Below are 22,658 nucleotides of genomic sequence, written 5' to 3'. Positions count from 1 at the left end.
GCAGGATCAAGCGCCCCAAGTCCGTTCGAGCAACGCAATCCAGTTGCCATGCGCAATTTTGACAAGGCTTTCCTCGTCATAACCGGCATCACGCAATGCGGTCAGCAGGCGCGGCAGGCCCGTGGCGTCACCAATCTTCTGTGAGATCAACGTACCGTCAAAGTCAGACCCCAATGCGACGTGATCGATACCGACATGTTCGACCAGATAGTCGATGTGCCGCACCATCACGGAAATATCCATATTCGGGTCGGCCTTACCTTCCGGATGCAGGAATTTGACGCCGAAATTTAAACCGATCAGACCACCGGTCTCACGAATGGCCGAAAGCTGCCAGTCAGTGGCATTGCGGCTGTGCGGGCAAACGGCAAATGCGTTTGAATGAGACGCAACAAGCGGCGCATCGGAAATTTTTGCGATATCACGGAAACCGGCATCATTCATGTGCGAAAGATCGACCATGATCTTTAGACGATTGCAGAGGCGAATGAGATCACGTCCAGCGTCCGTCAGACCAGGTCCGATATCGGGGTCGTGACCGAAGCGGAAAGGAACGCCGTGTGCAAATATGTTTGGCCGGCTCCAGACAGGTCCGAGCGTCCGCAGGCCTGCTGCGTGGAGAACGTGGACGATATCAAGGTCTGGGCCTGCGGCCTCGATGCCTTCGATATGGAACACCGCGGCGAAGCTGCCTTTTTCCATGGCCTTGCGGATATCTGCAGCTGTCCGGCAGATGGTGAAAGCACCCTCTGACTGCGCCTCTATCCGCCCGAGGAGTGCCGCCTGACTGATCGTCTGGTCGATCGCACTGTGCAGTTCTGCACGTGGCAGATCACCATTGGCATCAAGACCGCCCGCAGGTGATGGAACGTAGATGGCACAAAGCCCGCCGACCAGACCGCCTTCACGAGCGCGTGGAATGTCGATATGGACATTGTTCTGCCCTTGCAGAAAGCGCTGTTCAGCCCCTTCGACACCCTCACGCATCAAGCGGGACAAGATATCATTGTGGCCGTCAAATACGGGCACACGTACGAGATCAGCAGTCATTCACAGCGTCCTTACAATGTAATCTCATAAACTTCTTCATGCGTGGCAACAAAGGCCTTGCCTTCCGTTGTCACCCAGCCACGAAACATGCCCGGCGTGTTGTATGGTGCAGTCACATTGCCTGTGGCATCAACAGCAACCAATCCGGCGCCAATATCGTGAGCGGCGAGATCGTCGTTTATCAGTCCACCGGCTGCGGTTTCAAGGTCCTGCCCGAGATAAGACACGCGCGCCGCCACTTCATGACCAACCACGTAGCGAATAAAAAATTCGCCCTTGCCGGTACCAGAAACAGCGCAGGCACCATCGCGGGCATAGGTGCCCGCACCGATAACTGGACTATCGCCCACACGGCCATCCGGTTTGTTGGTGTAACCACCTGTTGATGTGGCGGCGGCCAAATGCCCGTCAGCGTCCAGTGCCACGGCGCCGACGGTGCCGTGTTTTTCGTTTTCGGTTGCTTCAGTTCCAGCAGCCGCATGGGCCTTCATCGCTCTCAGGGCCTCAACGCGTTTCGGGGTTGTGAAGTAGGACTGTGGTTCAACGGCCAGACCCTTTTCTCCAGCAAAGGTGTCAGCCGCAGGACCGGTCAGGAAAACGGCGCGACCGTCTTCCATCAGCACGCGGGCCGCGCTGATCGGATTGCGAATGACGCGCGAAGCACTGATCGCTCCAGCTTCCAGCGTCTGCCCATCCATGATCGACGCATCGAGTTCATGTAGGCCATGTTCGTTGAGTGCCGCGCCATGCCCGGCATTAAAGTGCGGGCTGTCTTCCATCACGACGACGGCAGCTTCAACAGCGTCAACCGACCGTCCACCCGCCTTCAGCACGGCGTAGCCGGCACGCAAGGCATGTCCTAGATCCAGCCGCGCCTCAGCCCATTCCTGCGCCGTCATGCTATCCTGTGGCAGCACGCCACAACCACCATGTATGGCCAGTGCGATTTTAGTCATGTCATGCTCCGATCATACCCTGCTATCAGCGGGTGAAGAGGTTCAGGTGAAGTCGATATCGCCGATAACCCGCACTCGAACGCGACGTGCGCCGCCCGGCAGATAGGCAATCGGAATATCCTCAACTTCCAGTGTCTTGAGAGTACTGCGGCCAGCACCGGAGGCAACTGCGGCGTCCTGCGCTTCAGCTTCCGCTTTTGCCAGCGCTTCATCGCGGCTCATGCCGGAAAACACCTGATCGACTTCGCCAGATACCTGCGCCATAGCAGCGCCCAAGGCATTGGCCACACCGGCATTTTCAACACGCAACACTTCCGACGCACCAGGTATGCTTTCCGGGATCAGAAATGCACCGCCGCCAACGGCGATCAATGGCACATCTTCAGCAGAGGTTTTCATCTGATCGAAATTATCAGCGACCATGTCTCGGATGCGGCCAAGGCATGACTTGACGAAAGTCGGATCCAGATCCTTGACCCGATCCTTGTCACCCATTTCGATCAGACCTGCGGCAACGGCAATATCCGACGTGGTCAGCGTATTGCCGCCGAACACTCGTGCTTCTGTCAGGATACGGTAACCCACCGAACGAGGACCAATGGTTCCTGTTTCAGGGTCGATAATGGTGCCGCCACCAAGCGCCACCGGCAACAGGTCTGGCATGCGGAACAGCGTACGTACGCCACCGATATGAACGATGTTGTTCGCCTCGCGCGGGAAGCCGCCAATCAGGCAACCAATGTCCGATGTCGTGCCGCCGACATCCACCACCATCGCATAGGTCAATCCGGTCAGGAAAGCCGCGCCACGCATGGAATTGGTTGGCCCGGACGCAAAGCTGTGCACGGGGTTTGCCGAAGCGACATCTGCCAGAGCGACTGTGCCATCATTCTGCGTCAGGAAGAACGGAGCCGTTACGCCCGCTTCGCGTAATGCGTCCGAAAATGCCTGTACTGTCGTTTTCCCCAGGGTCTGCAACGCGGCATTCAAAAGTGCAACGTTCTCACGTTCCAGCAAGCCAATGCGACCCAGCGTGTGCGACAGCGTGATCCGCGCATCCGGAATAACCGAACGGACAATGTCTGCGGCCTTGATTTCACACTCGGTGGTCAACGGCGAAAATGTAGCCGAGATCGCAATGGAAGTGATGCCCGCGTCGCGGATCTTCATTGCCGCTTCACGTATTTCCTCAGGGATCATCGGCACAAGCGGGCTGCCATCATATTCATGGCCGCCATGCACCATGAAGATCATCGGATCAACAGCGCTGCGCAGATCATCCGGCCAATCGCACATCGGCGGTAAGGAACGGCCGGTTGGTAGCGCGATGCGAATAGCGGCAACTCGCTCAAGCCGCGCACGCTCGACCACCGCATTGGTAAAATGCGTTGTTCCGATCATTACGGCATCGATTGGCGTGCCGGCCGCCTGCGGATGCCCGGAGACATGTGCCAACGCCGCCTTCACACCCGAAAGCACGTCCTGTGTGGTTGGAACCTTGACGGAAGAGATAATTGTTTCGCCATCAATCAGCACGGCATCCGTGTTGGTGCCGCCTACGTCAATACCGATGCGTTTCATGGAAATACCGATCTGAAATCTATATCATAGCCAAAGGCGCGGGGACCAACCGCAGCAATACCAGCGGGTGTTGTCAGAAGTTCCGGTGCGGGCAGAGCAACGACCGTCACGCGCTGTCCATAGCGCACCGATTCAGTGCCGATAGCACTGCCGGAAACCGTATCGAGCAGGCAAAGCAGGTCAGGCGTCATGGCGACAGGCGAACCGTCGCGGAAGGCGACAGCCCATTCATTCTGGAAGGCCAGTTCCATACGCGAACCCTTGTCGGCATCCATGCCTTCAATCACCGTGCTACCGCGCAGGAAGCCACCGGTAGTTTCGCGCGCAACGTCAATTACCTTGCCGCGGAAAAGCTGTTTGCCACCTTCGTGGTCAAGAACCGCCTGTACCGGATCAGCATGCCGTGCACGCGCATCCATAACGGCACGTCCAAGTTCCACCGCCTTGGTGACGGTGTAGTGAATGCCCCACTCCTTGACTTCCTTGCCGGTGCGTGGCGCTTTGCAAGTCGCCGCCGTCGAGCCAACCTCGGTGCAGACTTTACGGGAAATCCGCTCCATCCACTTCCACGATGCGGCACGGGTAACAATCACCTCGTTATCGCGCACATCAACCAGTGACAGCGGAAACATCGGTAGATTGCCAATCGCAAATGACGTCATCTGCGCTTCGGGATAGGCACGTCCCATCGCATCGGCATTGACAACTGGTCGGTCCAGCATTGCAGCGGCGAGGAAGGACGACAAAGCATTGGAACCGCCAATTTCCACGCTCATGATGGCGCGGAACGGCTTACCCAGATAATCTTCCATCACCTCCACCGCACGGGCAAGATGGACAGGGTCTCCAAGACGCTCCTGACCAACCAGCGGCGCGCCCATCTTGGAGACAACTGCAACCATGTCGTCATCTTCAAGTGCCATCGGGTCCATGACCTGAACGCGGCGACCTTCGGCATAGAGACGTCTGAGGTTCAGGGTGGAGATGTAAGGATTGCCTCCGCCTCCAGTACCCAAAATCCATGCGCCGGTGGCCAACGGTTCAATGTTTTCTTCTGCGAATTCCTGAAGCATGTCTCACCCTAGAGCAATTCCGGCAAAATAGCGCAGCGCGCCTCGCATTCAGGAATTGCGTGAAAACAAGGAGATAGAGCGATTTTCGCAATCAAAACATGCGTAAATGCTCTGGGAAATTGTGTTTCCGACCCCGCATGTACGGGGCCGGATTTTCTGTATGCCTATCAGTTAGCCGAGCAATCCCAATGGAAATTGGAGAAGTTCAGATCCCAGCTCTGCATCGGCACGAACTCGTAACCCTGCAGGCACTTGTTCGCACCGTAACGGCGGTTAGGTGCAACAGCCCAGACATCCGGCTGCAGCTCAGCAATCTTCGTCTGCAGTTCCTTGTAGGTTGCATTTTGTTCAGCAACGTCGGTTGTCGCACGCGCCTTGTCGATCAGCGCATCGATTTCCGGGTTCTGCAACCATTCCATCGACATCCATGTGCCAGACGCTTTCGAGTGGTACTGGTTGTAGAACATTGCGTCCGGCGAAGGGTAGGTCGGCGAAATGTTGACCTGTGTTGAGGCTGGAGTGGTTTCCGGTTTCGAAGAGAGCTCAACAATACGGTTCCATGGCTCTGGCTTGATATCAAGCGTGATGCCGATCTGCTCCAGATTGGCCTGCAGCATCAAAGCCACTTCAGCTTCGAAAGCCAGAGAGGCAACATAGCTGTTGACGAGCGTGATTGGCTGACCGGCATATTTGGACTTTGCCAGTTCTTCCTTGGCCTTTTCCAGATCAAAAACGCCCGGCTCGATGCCATCATTATGGGCATCCTTGAAGGCGTCCGAAAGCGGACCCTGCATGTCGAAGCCCGGATAGATAACTTCCTGGATCGTCTTGTAATCCGTTGCATAGGCAATGGCGCGACGAACATGAACGTCATCAGTCGGGTATGCCTTGGTGTTCAGCTTGATGACAAATCCGCCAGCCGTGCGGGTCTGGATGATCTTGTAACCATCCATCTTGCCGATGGACTCGTAGGTGTCGTTACCGAGACCGTGCGACGTCAGGCCAAGTTCACCTTTCTCAGCCAGAGCTTTTACTGTGGCATCGTCGCTTGTCTGGACAAAACGAACTTCGTCGATCGGTTTGCCCTTGTTCCAGCCGCCGAAATAATCGGGGTTACGGGCAATGACCATGTCGGCTGAGCGGTTGTAGCTGACAAGGCTGTATGGGCCAGAGCCAGATGAATGCTCGCCGACATAGGCTTCGCCCCACTTGTCGTCAGGCTTGGCATTGGCAGTGATAAGCTTCTCGTTCAGCGCAACCATCAAGGGTGTGACCGACATGAAAGGAGAAAACTGGCGGTCAAGCTTCACGATGACGGTGGCGTCATCAGGCGCGGTCACGTTGTCAGGGTTTACCAGACCAACCAGCAGGTTCGATGGGCCCTTGTTGATGCCAATCAGCCGCTGGATGGACCAGACCAGATCGGATGCCTTAACGGCCGTGCCATCCTGGAATTTTACGTCATCACGCAAGTGGAATGTGTAGGTGAGGCCATCTTCCGAAATGTCCCAGGACTTCGCGAGATGCGGAACCACTTCACCCGATGGACTCACGGTGGTCAAACCGTCATACATGTTCACAACGGCCATGTAGCCGGTGTAGTCGGTGACCTTGGCAGGGTCGAGCGAGCTGAAGATTTGCATGGTGTTGACGGCAATCGACACCTTTTCATCGGCCGCCTGCGCGGAGAAGCCCAAAGGCAGGGCGATTGCCGTACCAAGCGCTAATGCCGCAAAACGCGAATATCTGGAATGCAGTTTCATGGAAGTTCTCCTCTTTGTAATGCGGGAAAATCCCGCTTGTTATTCCGCAGCCTCACGAACCGGCGCAGGCAGGGGTGAATAGGCAATGTCCGGGTAGCCGAATGCAGCAGGACCAACGACCTCAAGGGCGCGGGCAGTCCGCAGCAAATCATGGCAAGGGATGGCAATAACCGCGACACGCTGGCCATAACGCAGCATTTCAGTGGTGATCGGATAACCGGTGTCGACGTCCAGCAGAACGATCAGGTCAGGCACGCAAACCTCGACCTCGCCGTTACGACGGAAAATCAGGAATTCGTTCTGGATTGCGACGCCAGCCGTCTGGCCACTAAAGTCGTCGAAACCTGCCAGTTCCAGTTCACCGACTGCAAAACCACCACGCAGGTGACGCTTCAAATCGGTGATCTTGCCGTTGAAGATGCGGCGACCGCCTTCCAGTTCACAAACGGCTTCGATCGGGTCTTCCTGTGCCTTGCGGGCACGGATAACCGCCTCACCAATGGCGATTGCCTTGGTGTAGCTTTTCGGAATGCCGTACTGGTGCACATAGTGCGCCTGCATCGGCGCGGTGGCCAACATGGCGCCGCCACCCTGCGCGACAACGCAGGCACGCGCCATACGTTCATGCCAGACTTCCGATACCGCGTGACTGAAGATCACTGCATTGCCATGCAGGTCACACATCACAGACGGCGTTGAGCTGTGGCCATAGATCGAGAAGGTTGTCATCTGCATTTCTGGGAAGGCGCGGCCCATACCGTCGCAGTCCAGAATAGGCAAACCGCCAAGTGCCGCTGTAACCAGCGGGTTCATGGAGTTCGCACCGCCGATTTCTTCACAGACGATTGCGTCGATTGGCGCACGGATAAGTTCTTCCATGGCCCGCAGGCAACGCAGACCTTCACGGCCTTCACGAATGCGCTCGACACCAACCACTGGTGCACCGATACCGCCAAGCGACATGCAGAGCGCGTCGGGCTCAATGGCGTCGGTCGCGAGAATTTTCATCTCATAACCGGCCTTCATCGCTTCAAGCACCAGCAGCTTGCCCTGATAAGGATTACCGCCGCCGCCCGTACCTAGAATGCCCGAGCCGATTTCAAGCGCGTCAAGATCTTCAACCGTCAGCGTGCGCAGGTTGGCCTCGTCATATTTCAACTTGCGCGTCTCAGCCATGATGGCCTCCCATTTCTCCAACTACTTTCACATGAATGCGGGTGGCGTTACCCGGCAGGTAGGCCAGCGGCATGTCTTCACGTTCGATAACCTCAAGCGTTTCTGGCAGGGCACCGGCAGCAATTGCCTTTTCACGGGCTTCAGCTTCCGCTTCTGCAAGTGCACTTTCGCGTGTACGGCCTTCAACCAGCGAGAAAACGCGGTCGGTTTCGCCGCTGATCTGCGCAATCGCTGCACCAACGGCATTGGCAACTGCGAAGTTGTCCGGGCGGATCACTTCAAGATCACCGATCCGCTCTGGCATCAGGATGGAACCGCCACCGACGGCGATAACCGGAACTGGAGAAGAGGAAATACGGCTGCGCTCAACGCAGGCTTCCAGCATGGAATTGATCTTGGCAGCAGCAGCCTTGACCAACTTGCTGTCGAGCGTTTCAACCAGTGCCTTTTCGCCAACATCGGCCTTGCCGGAAGCAACAGCGATATCGGTCGCGGTTAATGTCGCACCGCCAAAGCACAGAGCTTCTTCACGGACACGGTAACCAACTGACTTCGGCCCTACGGTGATTTCAGAAGCACCGTTCAATACCAGCGAACCGCCACCCAAGCCGATGGAGAACACATCTGGCATACGGAAGTTGGTGCGTACGCCACCGATGTCCACAGTTGTCGAGGCCTGACGCGGGAAACCGTGCGACAGGGAGCCGACATCCGATGTTGTACCGCCAACGTCAACCACAACTGCATCCTTGAGACCAGTCAGGAATGCCGCACCACGCATCGAGTTGGTTGGGCCAGACGCAAATGTCAGAACAGGGAAAGCCCGGACAACGTCGGCAGCCATCAACGTGCCGTCGTTCTGTGTGATGTAAAACGGGCAGGTGATGCCAGCAGTGGCAAGCGCCTTGCCAAATGCCGCGACAGTCCGGTCTGCCAGAGAAAGCAGGCTTGCGTTCATGATCGCGGCGCTTTCACGCGCCAGCAGGCCATGGCGACCGATGTCCTTCGACATCACAACAGGAAGACCTGGGCAATGCTGTTGCAGAATTTCCTTGGTGCGCAGTTCCATGGCATCGTTGATACCACTGAACACACAAGTCACGGCAGCAGCCTTCAGGCCCTTGACGCGAATGTCGCTGGCGATCCGCACGATGGCATCTTCGTCCAACGGCGAGATTTCGCGGCCATCGAACTCATAACCACCCTTGACCTGATAGCCATGATTGCCAACGATCTTGCGCAGATCTTCTGGCCAATCCACCATCGGTGGCAAACCTGCGCCCGATGGCAGGCCAAGACGGATAGCGGCCACCTCTTCCATATGACGTCGCTCAATGACGGCATTGGTGAAGTGTGTCGTGCCGATCATCACAGCGGAGATCACACTGCGATCAATACCCGACGCCTCGATAACCTTTTCGAGCGCCTCGAGAACGCCGGATGTCACATCCTCCGTGGTGGAAGCCTTAACTCCCGCCAGTACAGTTTTATCCTTCAGGACTACAGCATCCGTATTGGTGCCGCCTACATCAATTCCAACGCGATACACGTCAGCTCCTCTCATCAGTCCGTTGTTTTCACCAGAAAGCGCAAGCGCTCTTCTTCGGTGACGGTGGGTTTTTCGCGCTCTTCCTCATCGGTAACGACAGGGATCGCGGCAATTAGTGCGCGGGTGTAAGGGTGTTGCGGATCGGCAAAGACCTCGCGCGTTGAACCTTCTTCGACGATTTCACCACGCAGCATGATTGCGATGCGCGAACAGAAGTTGCGCATGAGCGAAAGGTCATGGGAAATCATCAGGTAGGTCAGTCCGAGTTCCTGTCGCAGTTGCTCCAGCAATTCGATGACCGTTTTCTGAACAGACACATCAAGAGCGGCCGTCGGCTCGTCCAGAATGAGTATCTTCGGTTCGGCCGCCAAAGCGCGTGCAATCGCGACACGCTGTTTCTGGCCACCCGACAATTCGTGAGGATACTTGGCGAGATAAGATTGTGGCAGACGGACCAGATCCATCAACTCCAGCATCCGTGCTTCGCGGGCGGTCTTGTCCATGCCAATCGATTTCAAAGGCAAGGTCAGCGTCTGTCGGACAGACCGTTTGGGGTTCAGCGATGTGCCCGGGTTCTGATAAACAATCTGGGTCAGGCGTTTACCGCGCGCCGGTGCTGGCGCATCAATGGACAGGCTGCCAGACGTCGGTGACGACAGGCCCATGATCATTCTGGCAACGGTCGTCTTGCCGGAACCGGATTCACCGGCAAGGCCAAAAATCTCACCTTCACGCAATGTCAGGGTGACGTCACGAACGGCGTGATAACCATTGCGCTTGCCGAAAATCTTGTTGAGATCATTGAGCCGGACAATCGGCTCGCGATCACTTTCCGGCGCATCAACAACACGTGGGCCGTAAAGCGGCGGTACAGCATTCAGTAGAGAGTTGGTATAGGGCTCGCGCGGCGCATGAAGAATTTCCGAGCATGGGCCGGTTTCGACAATATCGCCATGGTGCATGACCACCACGCGGTCTGCCACCTTGCGAACCACGCCAAGATTGTGGGTGATCATCAGCAGGGCCATATTCTCTTCAATGACCAGGCGATTGATCAGATTGAGAATTTCATCCTGCGTGGTCACATCGAGAGCCGTACCCGGCTCATCGGCGATCAGCAGCTTTGGACGGTGCAGCAAGGCAAGACCGATCAGAACACGCTGGCGCATGCCGCCGGACAGTTCCGACGGATAGGCATTCATGACACGTTCGGTGTCTGCCAGCTGCACGCGACGCAACACCTCGGCGATACGGTTGCGACGCTCTGACTTCGATGACGAGATGCCATTGCGTTTGTCTGCAAAACGCATGACGTCATCTAGGTGCGTACCAATCCTGAAAACCGGATTGAAGGACGACAACGGGTCCTGCATGATCAGGGAAAATGCCGTACCCTTCAGTGCCTCACGTTCTGCTTTTGGCAGGGTAAGAACATCTTTTCCACCCACCACAATCGAGCCGGATGTGATCGAAGCATTTTTCGGCAAGGTACCGATGATTGCCTTGGCGGTTACGGATTTTCCCGAACCTGTCTCACCAATCAGTGCAACACGTTCACCAGCAGCAACGGTAAAGCCCACATTGCGCAACACCTGACGCGAACGACCATATGTCGTGAAGGAAACGTTGAGGTTCTCAACCTGAAGAAGCGGTTCAGTCATCAATCAATTCTCCACGTCGAACATGTCGCGCAGGCCATCGCCCAGCAGGTTGAAACCAAGAGTAACGTAGAGAACAGCGGCACCGGGGCAGAGCACTTCCCACCAGAATTCAGGCATGAACTGACGACCATCGGCCACCATCGAACCAAGGTCAGGGATAGGTGGTTTTACGCCGAAACCGAGGAAGCTGAGCGTCGCGCCGAACAGGATGACGAATGCCGCATCAAGCGTAGTCTTGACCGAGATAACCGACACGCAATTCGGCAATATTTCCCGGAAAAGAATGTGCATGGGACCGGCGCCGGCAAGGCGTGCCGCCTCAATGTAATCCTCAGAGGCAATCGACTTCGATACCGAATAGATGAGGCGCGCGTGCCATGTCCACCACAACAGCGTAATGGCAATCATCGCGTTCATCAGTGTCGGTTCGAGAAGGTTAGACACGGCAAGCGCCATTACCAAAGGTGGCATCGCCAGCATGACGTTGGTAAGGCCGGTGATGAATTTCTCTGTCCAGCCACCGACGTAGCCAGCCACCAACCCGAGAATTGTGCCCACTGGTACGGAGATACCCAGCACGCCGATAACCAGCAGCAACGAGATGCGCAGACCAAAAACAGTGCGCGAAAAGATGTCGCGGCCCGCCTTGTCCGTGCCAAACCAGTGCAGGGCATCGGGAGGCAGGTGTCTGGCGCGAAAATCAACCACTGCGCCAACATGCTTCGGATAAGGCGTCAAAAATGGTGCAAAGACAGCAAGAATAACGACCGAGAGCAGGATGAGCGCGCCGATAACGGCAGCCGGGTTGCGGCTAAACCTGTACCACAGAATGTAACCGGCACTCAGCGCCTTGTCGGATGTGTCGAGCATTTTCATATCGGCCATCAGCGTGCCTCCTTGTGACGCAGGCGTGGGTCGATGATCGAGATCAGAACGTCGACGATCATGTTTGCAACGATGAAGAACAGACCGGCGACCAGAACCACGGCGGTAACGGCATTGAGGTCCTTCTGAAGGATCGAGTTCAGGCCGTAGGAAGCAAAACCGCCCCAGGCAAAAACCATTTCAATAACAAAGGCGTTGCCGATCAGCGAGGCGAATTCCAGGCCCATGATTGTCAAGGGTGCGATGGATGACAGCTTCAAGAGGTAACGGAAGATGATGACCCGTTCAGGCACGCCGAAGCTCTGCAGCGTCAGCACGTGATCCTTGCGCTGATTTTCGATCATCGAGGAGCGGGTAATGCGGGTGATCTGTCCGATACCGGCCATGGACAGCGCAAATGCTGGCAGTGCGAGATGTTTGAGAGCATCGCCGACCACATCAAAACGACCGGCCAGTAGACCATCGACCAGAATGAAACCGGTTGGTCCACCTTGCCAGCCAAGTGAATGGTCCAGCCGCCCAATGATTGGCCAGCCACTGATGTACCTGGCAGCCAGCAGCTGCAGGGTAATGGCAAACAGAAAGCTCGGAATGGTGACCCCGGTCAGGGACAGAATGCGTCCGAGATGATCGAGCCCTCTATCGCGATAATGCGCGGTGATGACCCCAAGGGGTATTGCGACCAGAAACATGAATATGACGGATACCAGCACCAGTTCAACGGTCGCGGGAACAGTCTGAGCAAGGTCCGTCGTGACCGGGCGCTGCGACACCAGCGACATGCCGAGATCCCCGTGCAGAGCATTTTTGACATAATCGACATATTGCAGGGCTAGAGGCTTATCCAGACCCATCTGCAGGCGTAGCGCCTCAACCTGTTCCTGCGTGGCAGCAGGGCCGAGAGCCATACGGGCTGGATCGCCCGGCACCACACGCGCCAATGCAAAAATCATGATGGACAGGGCAATCATGACAAGCACGAATGTACCAAGCCGGGTCATAATTGCGATCAACGGATGTTGCTGCATCAGCGGGTGTTTCCTTGTGCATCGGCTTTTTGATGCATCAACATCACCAGATAACAAGGGATCAGCAACCACAAAAAAGTATAGTTTTTTGTCGTTATAGTATAGGTTTTTGCATGCCTATAGCCTATCCATTCGGCATGAATGTCATGCTTCCACGCCCTCATCTGTGCCAACGCATCCTGCAGGAAACTGCAAGCGTCATCTTTTTGCGGGCACCGGCAGGAGCGGGGAAAACCAGCCTGTTAAAACTGTTCGCCGGCTTGACGGAACGTTCTGTTTGCACGTCAACACATCCCAAAACTGAGGATGTAAAAGACGGTTGGCTTTTATGGGATGTCCCGGTCGCTGCACGAACAGCCAAGATACCGGCCGCAACCCTTCAAACCGTGACCACGGTCATTATCGCCTGTCGCCCCGAACAACGTATCAGCGGTCTTGGTCGGCAGATATTGCATCATGGCTCGACAACGATCGGCGCTGAAGACCTGACCTTTTCCGATGAAGAGCTTAATGCGCTACCAGCGGCGAGCGCAGCATCGATGCGGGAAGGTTACGCCGGTTGGCCAGCCTTTTTGCCACTTCAGGGCAACATCGATGATGACACCTGTTGCGACTATTTGCGCGAAACCTTCTTAAGCCATCTCTCGCCGGAACAGACCATGGCGCTTTCGATATGGCTTGAAGCGCCTGATGGCGCCGCGCATCAACCCTGGGCAAGTCAGTTACCGCCGTTTCTGACACGTCATCCGCAACAGCACAAAGACCTGATACGACTGTTGACGATTGCAGTGCAGGAACGTCTCCAAGTTCTGGAAAACAGCATCGCAGTCGTCGAATTGGCTTCCGCATTGGAAAAGGCGGGCCGCGCGCTACAAGCCATGGCTCTGCTGCTGGACAAGGGATACGAAACACATGCCGCGCAAATTCTAGCGCGCGCTCATGGGCGTGAACTTATCTATCGCAGCAGTGTCAATGCGTTTCAAAACATCATCATGCACTTCTCGCATGACATGATTGCCTCTAACGAAACGGTATTGTTTGCGGTATGCAGAGCACTGCTCAAGCAGGGTGAGTTGCAGCGCGTGCGCCATCTCGTCGGTAAGCATCTTGGTTCAGATTACCTTGATCCATTCAAGGCTCTGGCAAACGGTTCGCGCTTTTCCTTTGCTGCCCGCACTTTCCGTCTGAATCTGATGATTACGGAAGACCTGACACCCAACGATGCGATGATTACCCGCCTTGGTGAATTCATGGCGGATTACCCAATGGGTGACCATGGCAAATGGGCCGGCTACTACAACGCCCTTCTTGAGTTCGAAATCCGCCGCCGTAACTTCCGTGAGGCGGAAGCTGCGGCTGCCCGAGCGCTTATCTATCTGCGCAAAATGGGCGGTCAACCACTTCTCGAATTCTTCATCCACCTGCACCAGATCGTGCTGCGATTGATGAGCGGCGATGCGCTGATTGCACGGCGGGCAGCGCAAGATGCACGTGAACGATTGGAGCAGGTCACGCACGAAGTCCCGCAAGAAAGGCGCATGTTGCGGCTGGCGGAAGCCTGCATAAACTACGAATCAGGCCGCCCACGCGATCTGCTGGAATTCATCCAGAAAGACTTTGAGCACTTCGCGGCCGCTGAGATCTGGCCGAGCCTCATGCAGTTTGCTCTGCATTATGCGACCCAGATCGTCATGGACCATTTCCCGATGACCATAAGGCCGGGATTTCTGGATGGCTTGTGGATACACCTGTCTGAAGGATTGCAGTTTCATGCGATGATGGAAATCCGCACCGCGATAGCCTACCAAAATACCAACCGCTGGTCGGAAGCTGCTGCGACACTGACTTCCATCCGTATGCCGATGGGTAAAAACTGGGTCGAAAGTGCCGAAGAAGAACTGACCCGACTGACGCGGCGTGACGAGATCACCTACGTCATGGCCTGGCTTAGAGATGCGGTTCACGTCTGGACGCCCCGCAACTATCTGCCACGACAGATCGATGCACTAATTGCCAATCCGAAAGTCACCAATCGCGAGAGGGTGGCGCTGCTGATCTGGCAAAGCTATACGGCCCATCAACGCCGTGACAATGCCGCGGCACGCGCCAATATCTTGCTGGCACTGGAAACTGCAACGCGCCTCGGCTGCAATGGCGTTCTTTCCGAAGAACGAATCTTTCTGTCGCCGCTTCTCGAAAATCGTCGAATACGCAGCTTCATCGAAACCTCGTCTGATGTGCGCGCTGCTTTGGCGATTTTTGCAGCTTCAGTGAACTCCCCGCAAGCCCGCGCAATCCATGGCGGATTGTCTCAACGCGAAGTACAGATGCTGCAATTTCTGGCTGGCGGCATGTCCAACAAAAAAATCGCTCAAGCCCTTAATATTTCGGAAGTCACCGTCAAGTTCCACCTTGGAAACCTGTTTCGAAAGCTCGACTGCAGCCGCCGCGCCGAAGCAATCAGAGCCGCCACCGCACTCGGCTGGCTCTGAAATGGCGCCCTCACTGCCTTATCCTCGGTAAGCGACCAGTACCGCGCCGCACGCGATGAGAGCAACGCCAAGCCAGTTCGGCAGCGACAATCGTTCCCCCAGAAACAGAACTGCAAATACGGCTACAAACACGACGCTGAGTTTGTCGATCGGTCCCACACGAGCGGCATCACCGAGCTTCAGTGCACGAAAATAACAAATCCACGAGGCTCCGGTCGCAAGGCCGGAAAGCACCAAAAACAGCTAGGTCCGTCCGGAAATGCCGGATGGTTGCTGCCAGTTACCGGTGATGTACACCATCAGACCGGCGGCACAAAAAATGACAATGGTGCGAATGAATGTTGCAAAGTCGGAATTGACATTCTCGACACCAATCTTGGCAAAAATCGCCGTCAAGGCGGCGAAAGCAGCCGACAGCAATGCACAGAAAGGCCATGAAGCAAAAACACTTTTCATTTTTTGATCTCGGAAACAGCAGAAGGTTCGGGTTCAGTCATTGCACCGCAACGCAGCCGCCGCAAGTCTGTTTTCAGGGCAAAGAAAAACCCGGCCACCTGAGGAAGCCGGGTTCTGTTCTTTCGCCTTGCGCGATTTTATTCGGCAGGCTGCGGCATCGGCGTGCTGTCGATCACATCGATGCTGGCAATTTCTTCACCGTTCAGAACCCGCTGAAGCTGAGCCTGATCAAGTTCACCTTCCCAACGAGCAACGACGATAGTGGCAACGGCATTACCAACGAAGTTGGTCAGTGCGCGGCACTCGGACATGAAGCGGTCGATACCGAGAATGAGCGCCATGCCAGCGACCGGAACGGAAGGAACAACGGACAGCGTTGCAGCAAGCGTGATGAAACCGGCACCGGTGATACCAGCAGCACCCTTCGAGCTGAGCATCGCAACCAGCAACAGCAGGATCTGCTCACCGAACGACAGGTGAATACCTGTTGCCTGCGCAATGAACAGAGCCGCAAGCGTCATGTAGATGTTGGTACCGTCAAGGTTGAAGGAATAACCGGTCGGGATAACCAGACCGACAACCGAGCGTTTGCAGCCGGCCTTTTCCATCTTGCTCATCAGGCCCGGAAGCGCAGCTTCCGAAGACGATGTACCGAGAACCAGCAGCAGCTCTTCCTTGATGTAGCGAATAAGCGCCAGAATGGAGAAGCCATTGTAACGGGCGACAGCGCCAAGGATAACCAGCACGAAGATCAGCGATGTCAGATAGAAGGTACCAATGAGCATCGCCAGATTGGTGACCGACGAAATGCCATATTTTCCGATTGTGAAAGCCATGGCGCCGAATGCACCGATAGGAGCAGCCTTCATCAGGATCGCGACCAGCTTGAAGATCGGGTACATCATGGCATGCATGAAGTCGACGACCGGCTTGCCTTTCTCACCAACGACACCAAGTGAAATACCGAAGAGCACCGAGAAGAACAGCACCTGGAGAATGTCACCGCTGGCAAATGCGCCGACAATGGTGGTCGGGATGATGTTCATCAAAAAGCCGGTGATCGTCTGCTCATGCGCCTTGTCGGCATAGGTCGCAACCGCCGTCGCATCGAGAGACGCAGGGTCGATATTCATGCCGGCACCCGGCTGAACAACGTTTGCAACAATCAGACCAACGACCAGCGCAAGCGTGGAAAAGGTCAGGAAGTAGATCATCGCCTTGCCGGCAACACGTCCGACCTTCTTCATGTCGTTCATACCGGCAATACCGGTCGCAACGGTCAAGAAAATAACAGGTGCAATGATCATCTTGACCAGACGAATGAAACCATCACCCAATGGCTTCAGCTGCTCACCGATGGACGGCCAAAAATGGCCCAGAAGAATACCGGCCAGAATGGCAACCAGCACCTGGAAATACAGGTGACGGTAAAATGGCATGCGGACATGGCTTGCAGCCACAGCTGTACTATCAATCATGATTTTCTCCTCCTCGGCTGGACCTGCCTTTTATAGGGGCCTCCCGGTCAGCCTTGTTTGGTCTGGGGCCTCGCGACCGCTTGATGACGCTTTTGCAAACACCGTGCCAAGACAGAAAAAATCAGATAAACAACTGAAATAAATCGATTTAATTTCTTGAAGCAGCTTCACGAAATTTGGAATCGTGTAGAATCCCGCGCAGAAATATTGCCTTTTGTGTGAAAATACGCACAAGGTAAACGATGACTATATTCACCGCATCCCGGTTCAAACATATCGATGCCGCTCAAAGGCCGTGGTGGCTGTTTGCGTTTATCTGGGCTGTAATTGTGGTGGTGGCGATTTATGTCGCAGGCGAACTTGGCCGAACAGAAACCATCAAGGCCTTACAGCAGGACGCCTCAACTGACGGGCAATTGAAAGTCGCGCTTCTGAATGTTGCATTGGAGCGGCCCCGCGCCCTGCCGCTTGTGTTATCAGGCGACAGGGACCTCGTTGCCGCTCTGGAAACTGGCGGTGCCGCAGTAGATCGGCTTAACCGCAAACTGGAGGGACTGATCGAAGGCACACAGGCCTCGGTGATTTACGTGACAGGCCCGAATGGCGTCGCAATAGCATCCAGCAATTGGCGTGCCGCAGACAGTTTTGTCGGCACCAGCTATTCCTTCCGGGACTACTTCAGCCTTGCAATGCGCACAGGCATGGCCGAGCACTACGCCCTGGGAAATGTCAGCCGCAAACCCGGCCTATACATATCACGACGTGTGGATTCTGAAGACGGCAAAGCACTTGGTGTTGTCATCGCGAAGGTCGAATTCAACCGTCTGGAGGCTGACTGGAGAATAGGTGGCAAACCGGTTTATGTCGCTGATGCCAACGGCGTTGTGCTGATGACGAGTATTTCGGCATGGCGCTTTGACACAATCAAACCCATAGACCAACAGACCCGCCGCACCATTGCCGACAGCCTGCAATTTGGTAATGAGACACTTGATCTGCTGCCATTTTCCTCGTTGCGCTTTATCGACAATTCGACGGAGCTGATCCACATCAATTCACCCGCCGTCAACAGTGGTGACTATCTACGTTTCATCCTGCCGGTACCCACCACCTCATGGCACTTGCATTATCTTTTGCCGGTTGAACCTACCTTGATGGTAGAGGTGCAGAGGATGCGTCTCCTGATGCTGGCCGGCATGATGCCGCTTATCGTATTGTCTGGTTTGTGGTTGCGACGGCGCCAAAAAGCCCGACAAGCGGAAGAAGTTGCCGCCAAGGCCCGCGCTGAGCTGGAACGCCGGGTGGATGAACGAACACGTGACCTGCAAAGTGCCATGGACCAGCTGGAAACAGAAATCAGCGGCCACCAGCAGACCGGCCGAGAATTGCAAACTGTCCAGCAGGAACTTGTAAAGGCAAACCGGCTGGCCATTCTCGGACAGGTGGCAGCTGGCGTCGCTCATGAAATCAACCAGCCTGTCGCGACGATCCGCGCCTTTGCGGATAATGCACGCACTCTCATGAACCGCCAGCGGCTGGAAGAAGCCGACGAAAACATGAAAGACATTGCTGCGTTGACGGAGCGCATTGGTGTCATCACCAGTGATCTTAAGATATTGGCCCGCAAGGGCAGGGCGGCTGCACAGCCTGTCAGAGTCAAGGCTGTCATCGAAGGTGCAGTCGTGCTGCTGCGCAGCCGTTTCGCAGGTCATATGGAGGCGCTGAATATCGCTCTTCCCGCTGAAACCTTGATGGTGTCTGGCAGCCCGATCCGGCTGGAGCAGATCGTGATCAACCTTCTCCAGAATGCGCTCGAAGCAGTTGAAGACAAGGCCGGTGGTCAGGTGACGATCAGCGTGCGCGAAGCTGCCGATCAGGTGGTCTTGAGCGTTGCAGACAACGGACCGGGCATTGCGCCAGACATTCTTGAGGCCCTGTTCACGCCCTTCAACACATCGAAAGACGGCGGACTTGGGCTTGGGCTGGTTATCTCCCGCGAAATTGCCGCTGACTATGGCGGACGTATCGAGGTGGAAAGCAATCCGAGTGGAACCTGCTTCTCCGTCTATCTCAAAAAGGCATGATCATGGGCATTTCAGGCAAGGTATTTCTCGTCGATGACGACTCCGCATTGCGCAAGGCAATGCGCCAAACACTGGAGCTGGCAGGCCTTGAGGTAACGTCCTTTCCCGGTGCAAAACTGGCATTGGATGCGTTATCTGCCGAGTTTGACGGTGTCATTATCAGTGACGTGCGTATGCCTGGAATGGATGGACTGGAATTTTTCGAGCGAGTCCGCATTGTCGATGCCGATCTGCCCGTCATCCTGATGACGGGCCACGGCGATATCCCGATGGCCGTCGAAGCGTTGCGTAACGGCGCTTATGATTTCATGACCAAACCATTTGCCGCCGAGCGCATGGTGGAAAGCGCAATGCGGGCGCTGGAAAAACGTCAACTCATCATGGAAAACCGCGCCTTGAAGATGGCCGCCGAACAGGCGGAAGGCGACCTGCCGCTGATTGGCCAAACGCCTGCCATGCAGCGTCTTCGCGACACCATCCGCCATATCGCCGATGCCGACGTCGACGTGCTCGTGGCGGGAGAGACCGGTAGCGGTAAAGAAGTGGTCGCGACGGCCCTGCACCGCTGGAGCAAAAAGCGCTCGAAAGGCAACTTCGTCGCGTTGAACTGCGGTGCACTGCCGGAAAGCGTCATTGAAAGCGAGCTTTTCGGTCATGAGGCAGGGGCTTTCACCGGCGCGCAGAAAAAACGCGTCGGCCGCATTGAGCACTCGAGTGGTGGTACGCTGTTCCTGGATGAAATTGAGAGCATGCCGCTAGCGGTGCAGGTGAAGATGCTGCGTGTCCTTGAAATGCGGGAGGTTTCTCCGCTAGGCTCCAATGACGAAAGATCCGTAGACATCCGTGTTGTTGCAGCCGCCAAGGTCGATCTTGGCGATCCGGCACGCCGCGACCAGTTTCGGGACGACCTCTATTACCGATTGAACGTTGTCACATTGTCCATCCCGCCGTTACGGGAGCGTCGGGAGGATATTCCGATGTTGTTTTCCCATTTTCTGTCGCGCGCCACCAAACGCTTCAACATGCCGGTTCCGCAAATCTCCGCCAGCGTCTCGCGTCATCTGGCAGATCACGACTGGCCGGGCAATGTCCGGGAACTTGGCCATTTCGCCGAACGCGTCGCTCTTGGGCTGGAAAGTGGAACACTGTCTGGCATCCCTCCGAAAGAAGAAGCCAAAGCGTCTGGCACGCTAACAGAGCGCATTGATCGGCATGAGGCACAGATCATTCATGAAACTCTCGTGCAAAATGATGGTGACGTCGCTTCAACCATCGCCGCGCTCGGCATTGCGCGCAAGACATTCTACGACAAGCTGCAACGGCATGGCATAAATCGCGCCGATTACACGGCCAAAAAAAATGTCTCTGCCTGATTACACCGGCAAGCGAACCTGTTCGTTCATGAACCGGGCGCGATATTCCGCCGGACTGATGCCCATGGTTTGCCGGAAGTGATGACGAAGTGTGTGCGCACTTCCAAACCCGACCGCCATGGCAATGTCTTCCATGTGCTCGCGCCCCTGACAAAGGCGTTGTTTTGCTGCATCAACCTTCACATGTGTCAGCCATTGGCCTGGTGCAGCACCCGTTGCTTCAGTAAAACGCCTGAGAAACGTCCGCTCACTCATTCGGCAGAAACGCGCCATCTCGGTGATGGTCCACGAGCGGGAGAGATCGGACCGCACGGCGTCCAAAAGCGGAGAAATCTCAACACCGTCACGTCTCGCAACCGGGCGTTCGAGAAACTGTGCTTGCCCTCCGGTACGGTGTGCCGGCATCACCAGACGCCTTGCCACTGAATTGGCCGCAACGGCACCAAAATCCTGACGTACAATTTCAATCATCAAATCGATACCAGCGGCACTGCCGGCCGAAGTATAGATGCGGTCATGGGAACGATAGAGGGACGCATCATCCACGGACACGTCCGGATAACGCGATCGCAGCGCCTCCGCGTAACGCCAATGGGTGGTCGCGACCCCGCCGTCCAGCAAGCCCGTTGCAGCAAGCACAAATGCACCCGAACATATTGATGCCAAACGCGCTCCCCGCGCATGCGCCGCTCGCAAACGATCACACAACTCCGGCGGGACAGCAGCATCAGCCCCCTTCCAGCCCGGCACAATGATGATGTCGGCGATGTCCAGCAGCTCGGGACCCGCATCCGCCGTTACACGTAGCCCGCCATGGGCACGCATCGGCCCGTCCTCCACCGCGCAACTGGCGAACCGATACCAGTTCTCCCCCATCTCCGGGCGCGACAGACCAAAAACTTCGGCAACGATACCAAATTCGAACGTGCAAAGCTGGTCATAGAGCAAGGCTACAACGAGAGGGCCGTTTGGAGGCTGCAGACTATCTGTTACATTTGGCATGATTTTTACGTTTATTGGCATTTACGCCAATTTGCAATCAGAGCCATCTTTGCAAAATGGGCCATGCAAAGGAGACAGATCAATGACCACTGCCGTTACCATCGTAAAACCCGCGCCCAGCCATCTGGCCGTTGAACATTTCGCAGCCGAATTCAGCTTTGAAACCGATTGCTGGGATGTCCACGACTCGCTGTCAAAGGGCGCAGATTTTGTGCTCCTCGATGTGCGCGGGCCAGCGCTCTACGCCAAGGGACATGTTCCCGGTGCCATTAGCCTGCCTCATGGCAAAATGACTGCATCGAAAATGGCAGCTTGGCCTGAAGACACTATTTTCGTGACATATTGTGCGGGGCCGCATTGCAACGGCGCAGCAAAAGGTGCCTTGCGACTTGCTCAACTGGGGCGGCCGGTAAAGATCATGGCTGGCGGCATTACCGGCTGGCTGGATGAGGGTTTCGAATTGGCAGTGCTTTAATCGCAAGGAAGGCCCGCAGACGTCAGCCTGCGGGCCTTTTGACATGTTTGAGACCGCTGTTTAGCCAGCAGTACAGAAGTGACGCTGGCCACTATAGTCGGTGTAGGTACCGGTGCGAGCGTTGAAGCTTCTGTAACGCTGCGAGCAATAGTCATACCAAGACTGCGACCATGGTTCGATCGTGCGGTAAACTGTCCGCGGTTGATAGGCAGGACGCGTTTCGTAAACCGGGCGTGTCTCGTAAACTGGGCGCGGGCGCTGGTAAACGGTCCGCGGAGGCTCAGGATAATAACCGTCGTTCGCGTATGGGTCTTGATACACATATTCAGGTTCGGCATAAACCGGACCACGGCGCGGCGGGTCAATGTAAACAGGACCATCCGGTTCAGATGGACGTGCGAGCGCTGAACCGACGGCCAAGCCAGCCGCAAGACCAATCACGCCGAGGGCAGCTGCCTCGTTGCGGTGACGGCGGTTCCAGTCACCGGCATTCGCTGACTGCAGCGGAACAATCACTGTGGCAGCGACCGCGAGTGCCAGGACTGTTTTCTTTGCAACTGTGAACATTGTCTTCGT

General features: G+C 55.9%; 17 protein-coding genes and 1 pseudogene. 4 read left to right on the top strand and 14 right to left on the bottom strand.

Features of this window, described 5'->3' with window-relative positions; genetic code table 11:
- Window positions 1–6 precede the first annotated feature (6 nt).
- The 10 genes from M2418_RS13505 to M2418_RS13460 all read right to left on the bottom strand — a co-directional run bounded on the left by M2418_RS13505 (window position 7) and on the right by M2418_RS13460 (window position 12,722).
- Window positions 7–1,050: a dipeptidase gene (locus M2418_RS13505; protein ID WP_259147129.1), complete on the bottom strand. Its 1,044-nt coding sequence runs from the start codon at window positions 1,048–1,050 to the stop codon at window positions 7–9.
- 11 nt (window positions 1,051–1,061) lie between these two features.
- Window positions 1,062–2,006: an isoaspartyl peptidase/L-asparaginase family protein gene (locus M2418_RS13500; RefSeq protein ID WP_250984958.1), complete on the bottom strand. Its 945-nt coding sequence runs from the start codon at window positions 2,004–2,006 to the stop codon at window positions 1,062–1,064.
- A 42-nt stretch (window positions 2,007–2,048) separates the two neighbouring features.
- Entirely contained in the window at window positions 2,049–3,587 is a 1,539-nt protein-coding gene (locus M2418_RS13495; RefSeq protein ID WP_259147124.1) for a hydantoinase/oxoprolinase family protein, read from the bottom strand.
- A complete protein-coding gene (locus M2418_RS13490) occupies window positions 3,584–4,660 on the bottom strand; it encodes a DUF917 domain-containing protein (RefSeq protein ID WP_250984956.1) in 1,077 nt (358 codons plus the stop codon). The genes M2418_RS13495 and M2418_RS13490 overlap by 4 nt, the downstream gene beginning before the upstream one ends.
- A gap of 167 nt (window positions 4,661–4,827) precedes the next feature.
- Entirely contained in the window at window positions 4,828–6,423 is a 1,596-nt protein-coding gene (locus tag M2418_RS13485; RefSeq protein WP_259147120.1) for an ABC transporter substrate-binding protein, read from the bottom strand.
- A gap of 39 nt (window positions 6,424–6,462) precedes the next feature.
- Window positions 6,463–7,599: a DUF917 domain-containing protein gene (locus tag M2418_RS13480; protein ID WP_250984954.1), complete on the bottom strand. Its 1,137-nt coding sequence runs from the start codon at window positions 7,597–7,599 to the stop codon at window positions 6,463–6,465.
- Window positions 7,592–9,148: a hydantoinase/oxoprolinase family protein gene (locus M2418_RS13475; RefSeq protein ID WP_259147117.1), complete on the bottom strand. Its 1,557-nt coding sequence runs from the start codon at window positions 9,146–9,148 to the stop codon at window positions 7,592–7,594. Before M2418_RS13475 ends, M2418_RS13480 begins: the two co-directional genes overlap by 8 nt.
- Before the next feature lie 14 nt (window positions 9,149–9,162).
- Complete coding sequence (nikE, locus tag M2418_RS13470; RefSeq protein WP_250984952.1) at window positions 9,163–10,809, bottom strand: ABC transporter ATP-binding protein; 1,647 nt, start codon at window positions 10,807–10,809, stop codon at window positions 9,163–9,165.
- 3 nt (window positions 10,810–10,812) lie between these two features.
- The gene (locus tag M2418_RS13465; protein WP_192489083.1) at window positions 10,813–11,694 is read right to left on the bottom strand and encodes an ABC transporter permease; all 882 of its coding nucleotides are present in this window, start codon (window positions 11,692–11,694) and stop codon (window positions 10,813–10,815) included.
- Window positions 11,694–12,722, bottom strand: a complete 1,029-nt coding sequence (locus tag M2418_RS13460) for an ABC transporter permease (protein WP_192489084.1) — start codon at window positions 12,720–12,722, stop codon at window positions 11,694–11,696. Before M2418_RS13460 ends, M2418_RS13465 begins: the two co-directional genes overlap by 1 nt.
- Before the next feature lie 137 nt (window positions 12,723–12,859).
- Here M2418_RS13460 and M2418_RS13455 point away from each other — a divergent pair, with 137 nt between their 5' ends.
- Complete coding sequence (locus tag M2418_RS13455; RefSeq protein ID WP_259147395.1) at window positions 12,860–15,214, top strand: response regulator transcription factor; 2,355 nt, start codon at window positions 12,860–12,862, stop codon at window positions 15,212–15,214.
- A gap of 18 nt (window positions 15,215–15,232) precedes the next feature.
- Here M2418_RS13455 and M2418_RS13450 read toward each other — a convergent pair.
- Window positions 15,233–15,670 (bottom strand): annotated as a pseudogene (locus M2418_RS13450) (EamA family transporter).
- 137 nt (window positions 15,671–15,807) lie between these two features.
- Entirely contained in the window at window positions 15,808–17,148 is a 1,341-nt protein-coding gene (locus tag M2418_RS13445) for a dicarboxylate/amino acid:cation symporter (RefSeq protein WP_250984951.1), read from the bottom strand.
- Between the two features lie 242 nt (window positions 17,149–17,390).
- Here M2418_RS13445 and M2418_RS13440 point away from each other — a divergent pair, with 242 nt between their 5' ends.
- Both M2418_RS13440 and M2418_RS13435 read left to right on the top strand, forming a co-directional pair.
- Window positions 17,391–19,232 carry an ATP-binding protein gene (locus tag M2418_RS13440; protein WP_250984950.1) on the top strand — a complete coding sequence of 614 codons (1,842 nt, stop codon included), beginning with the start codon at window positions 17,391–17,393 and terminating at the stop codon, window positions 19,230–19,232.
- 2 nt (window positions 19,233–19,234) lie between these two features.
- Window positions 19,235–20,605, top strand: a complete 1,371-nt coding sequence (locus tag M2418_RS13435; RefSeq protein ID WP_250984949.1) for a sigma-54 dependent transcriptional regulator — start codon at window positions 19,235–19,237, stop codon at window positions 20,603–20,605.
- On the opposite strand, the gene ftrA is transcribed toward M2418_RS13435, so the two are convergent.
- Window positions 20,606–21,607, bottom strand: coding sequence for a transcriptional regulator FtrA (gene ftrA, locus M2418_RS13430; RefSeq protein WP_250984948.1), 1,002 nt, complete (start codon window positions 21,605–21,607; stop codon window positions 20,606–20,608).
- Window positions 21,608–21,689: 82 nt separating this feature from the next.
- Here ftrA and M2418_RS13425 point away from each other — a divergent pair, with 82 nt between their 5' ends.
- Window positions 21,690–22,082: a rhodanese-like domain-containing protein gene (locus tag M2418_RS13425; protein WP_250984947.1), complete on the top strand. Its 393-nt coding sequence runs from the start codon at window positions 21,690–21,692 to the stop codon at window positions 22,080–22,082.
- Between the two features lie 60 nt (window positions 22,083–22,142).
- Here the strand turns inward: M2418_RS13425 and M2418_RS13420 are convergent, their stop codons facing one another.
- Complete coding sequence (locus tag M2418_RS13420) at window positions 22,143–22,649, bottom strand: BA14K family protein (protein WP_250984946.1); 507 nt, start codon at window positions 22,647–22,649, stop codon at window positions 22,143–22,145.
- Window positions 22,650–22,658 lie beyond the last annotated feature (9 nt).

The sequence above is a fragment of the Rhizobium sp. BIGb0125 genome, from assembly GCF_024810055.1.
Taxonomy (GTDB): Bacteria; Pseudomonadota; Alphaproteobacteria; order Rhizobiales; family Rhizobiaceae; genus Agrobacterium.
Note: the sequence above shows the minus strand (reverse complement) of the source record. Positions and strands in the feature narration are given on the sequence as shown.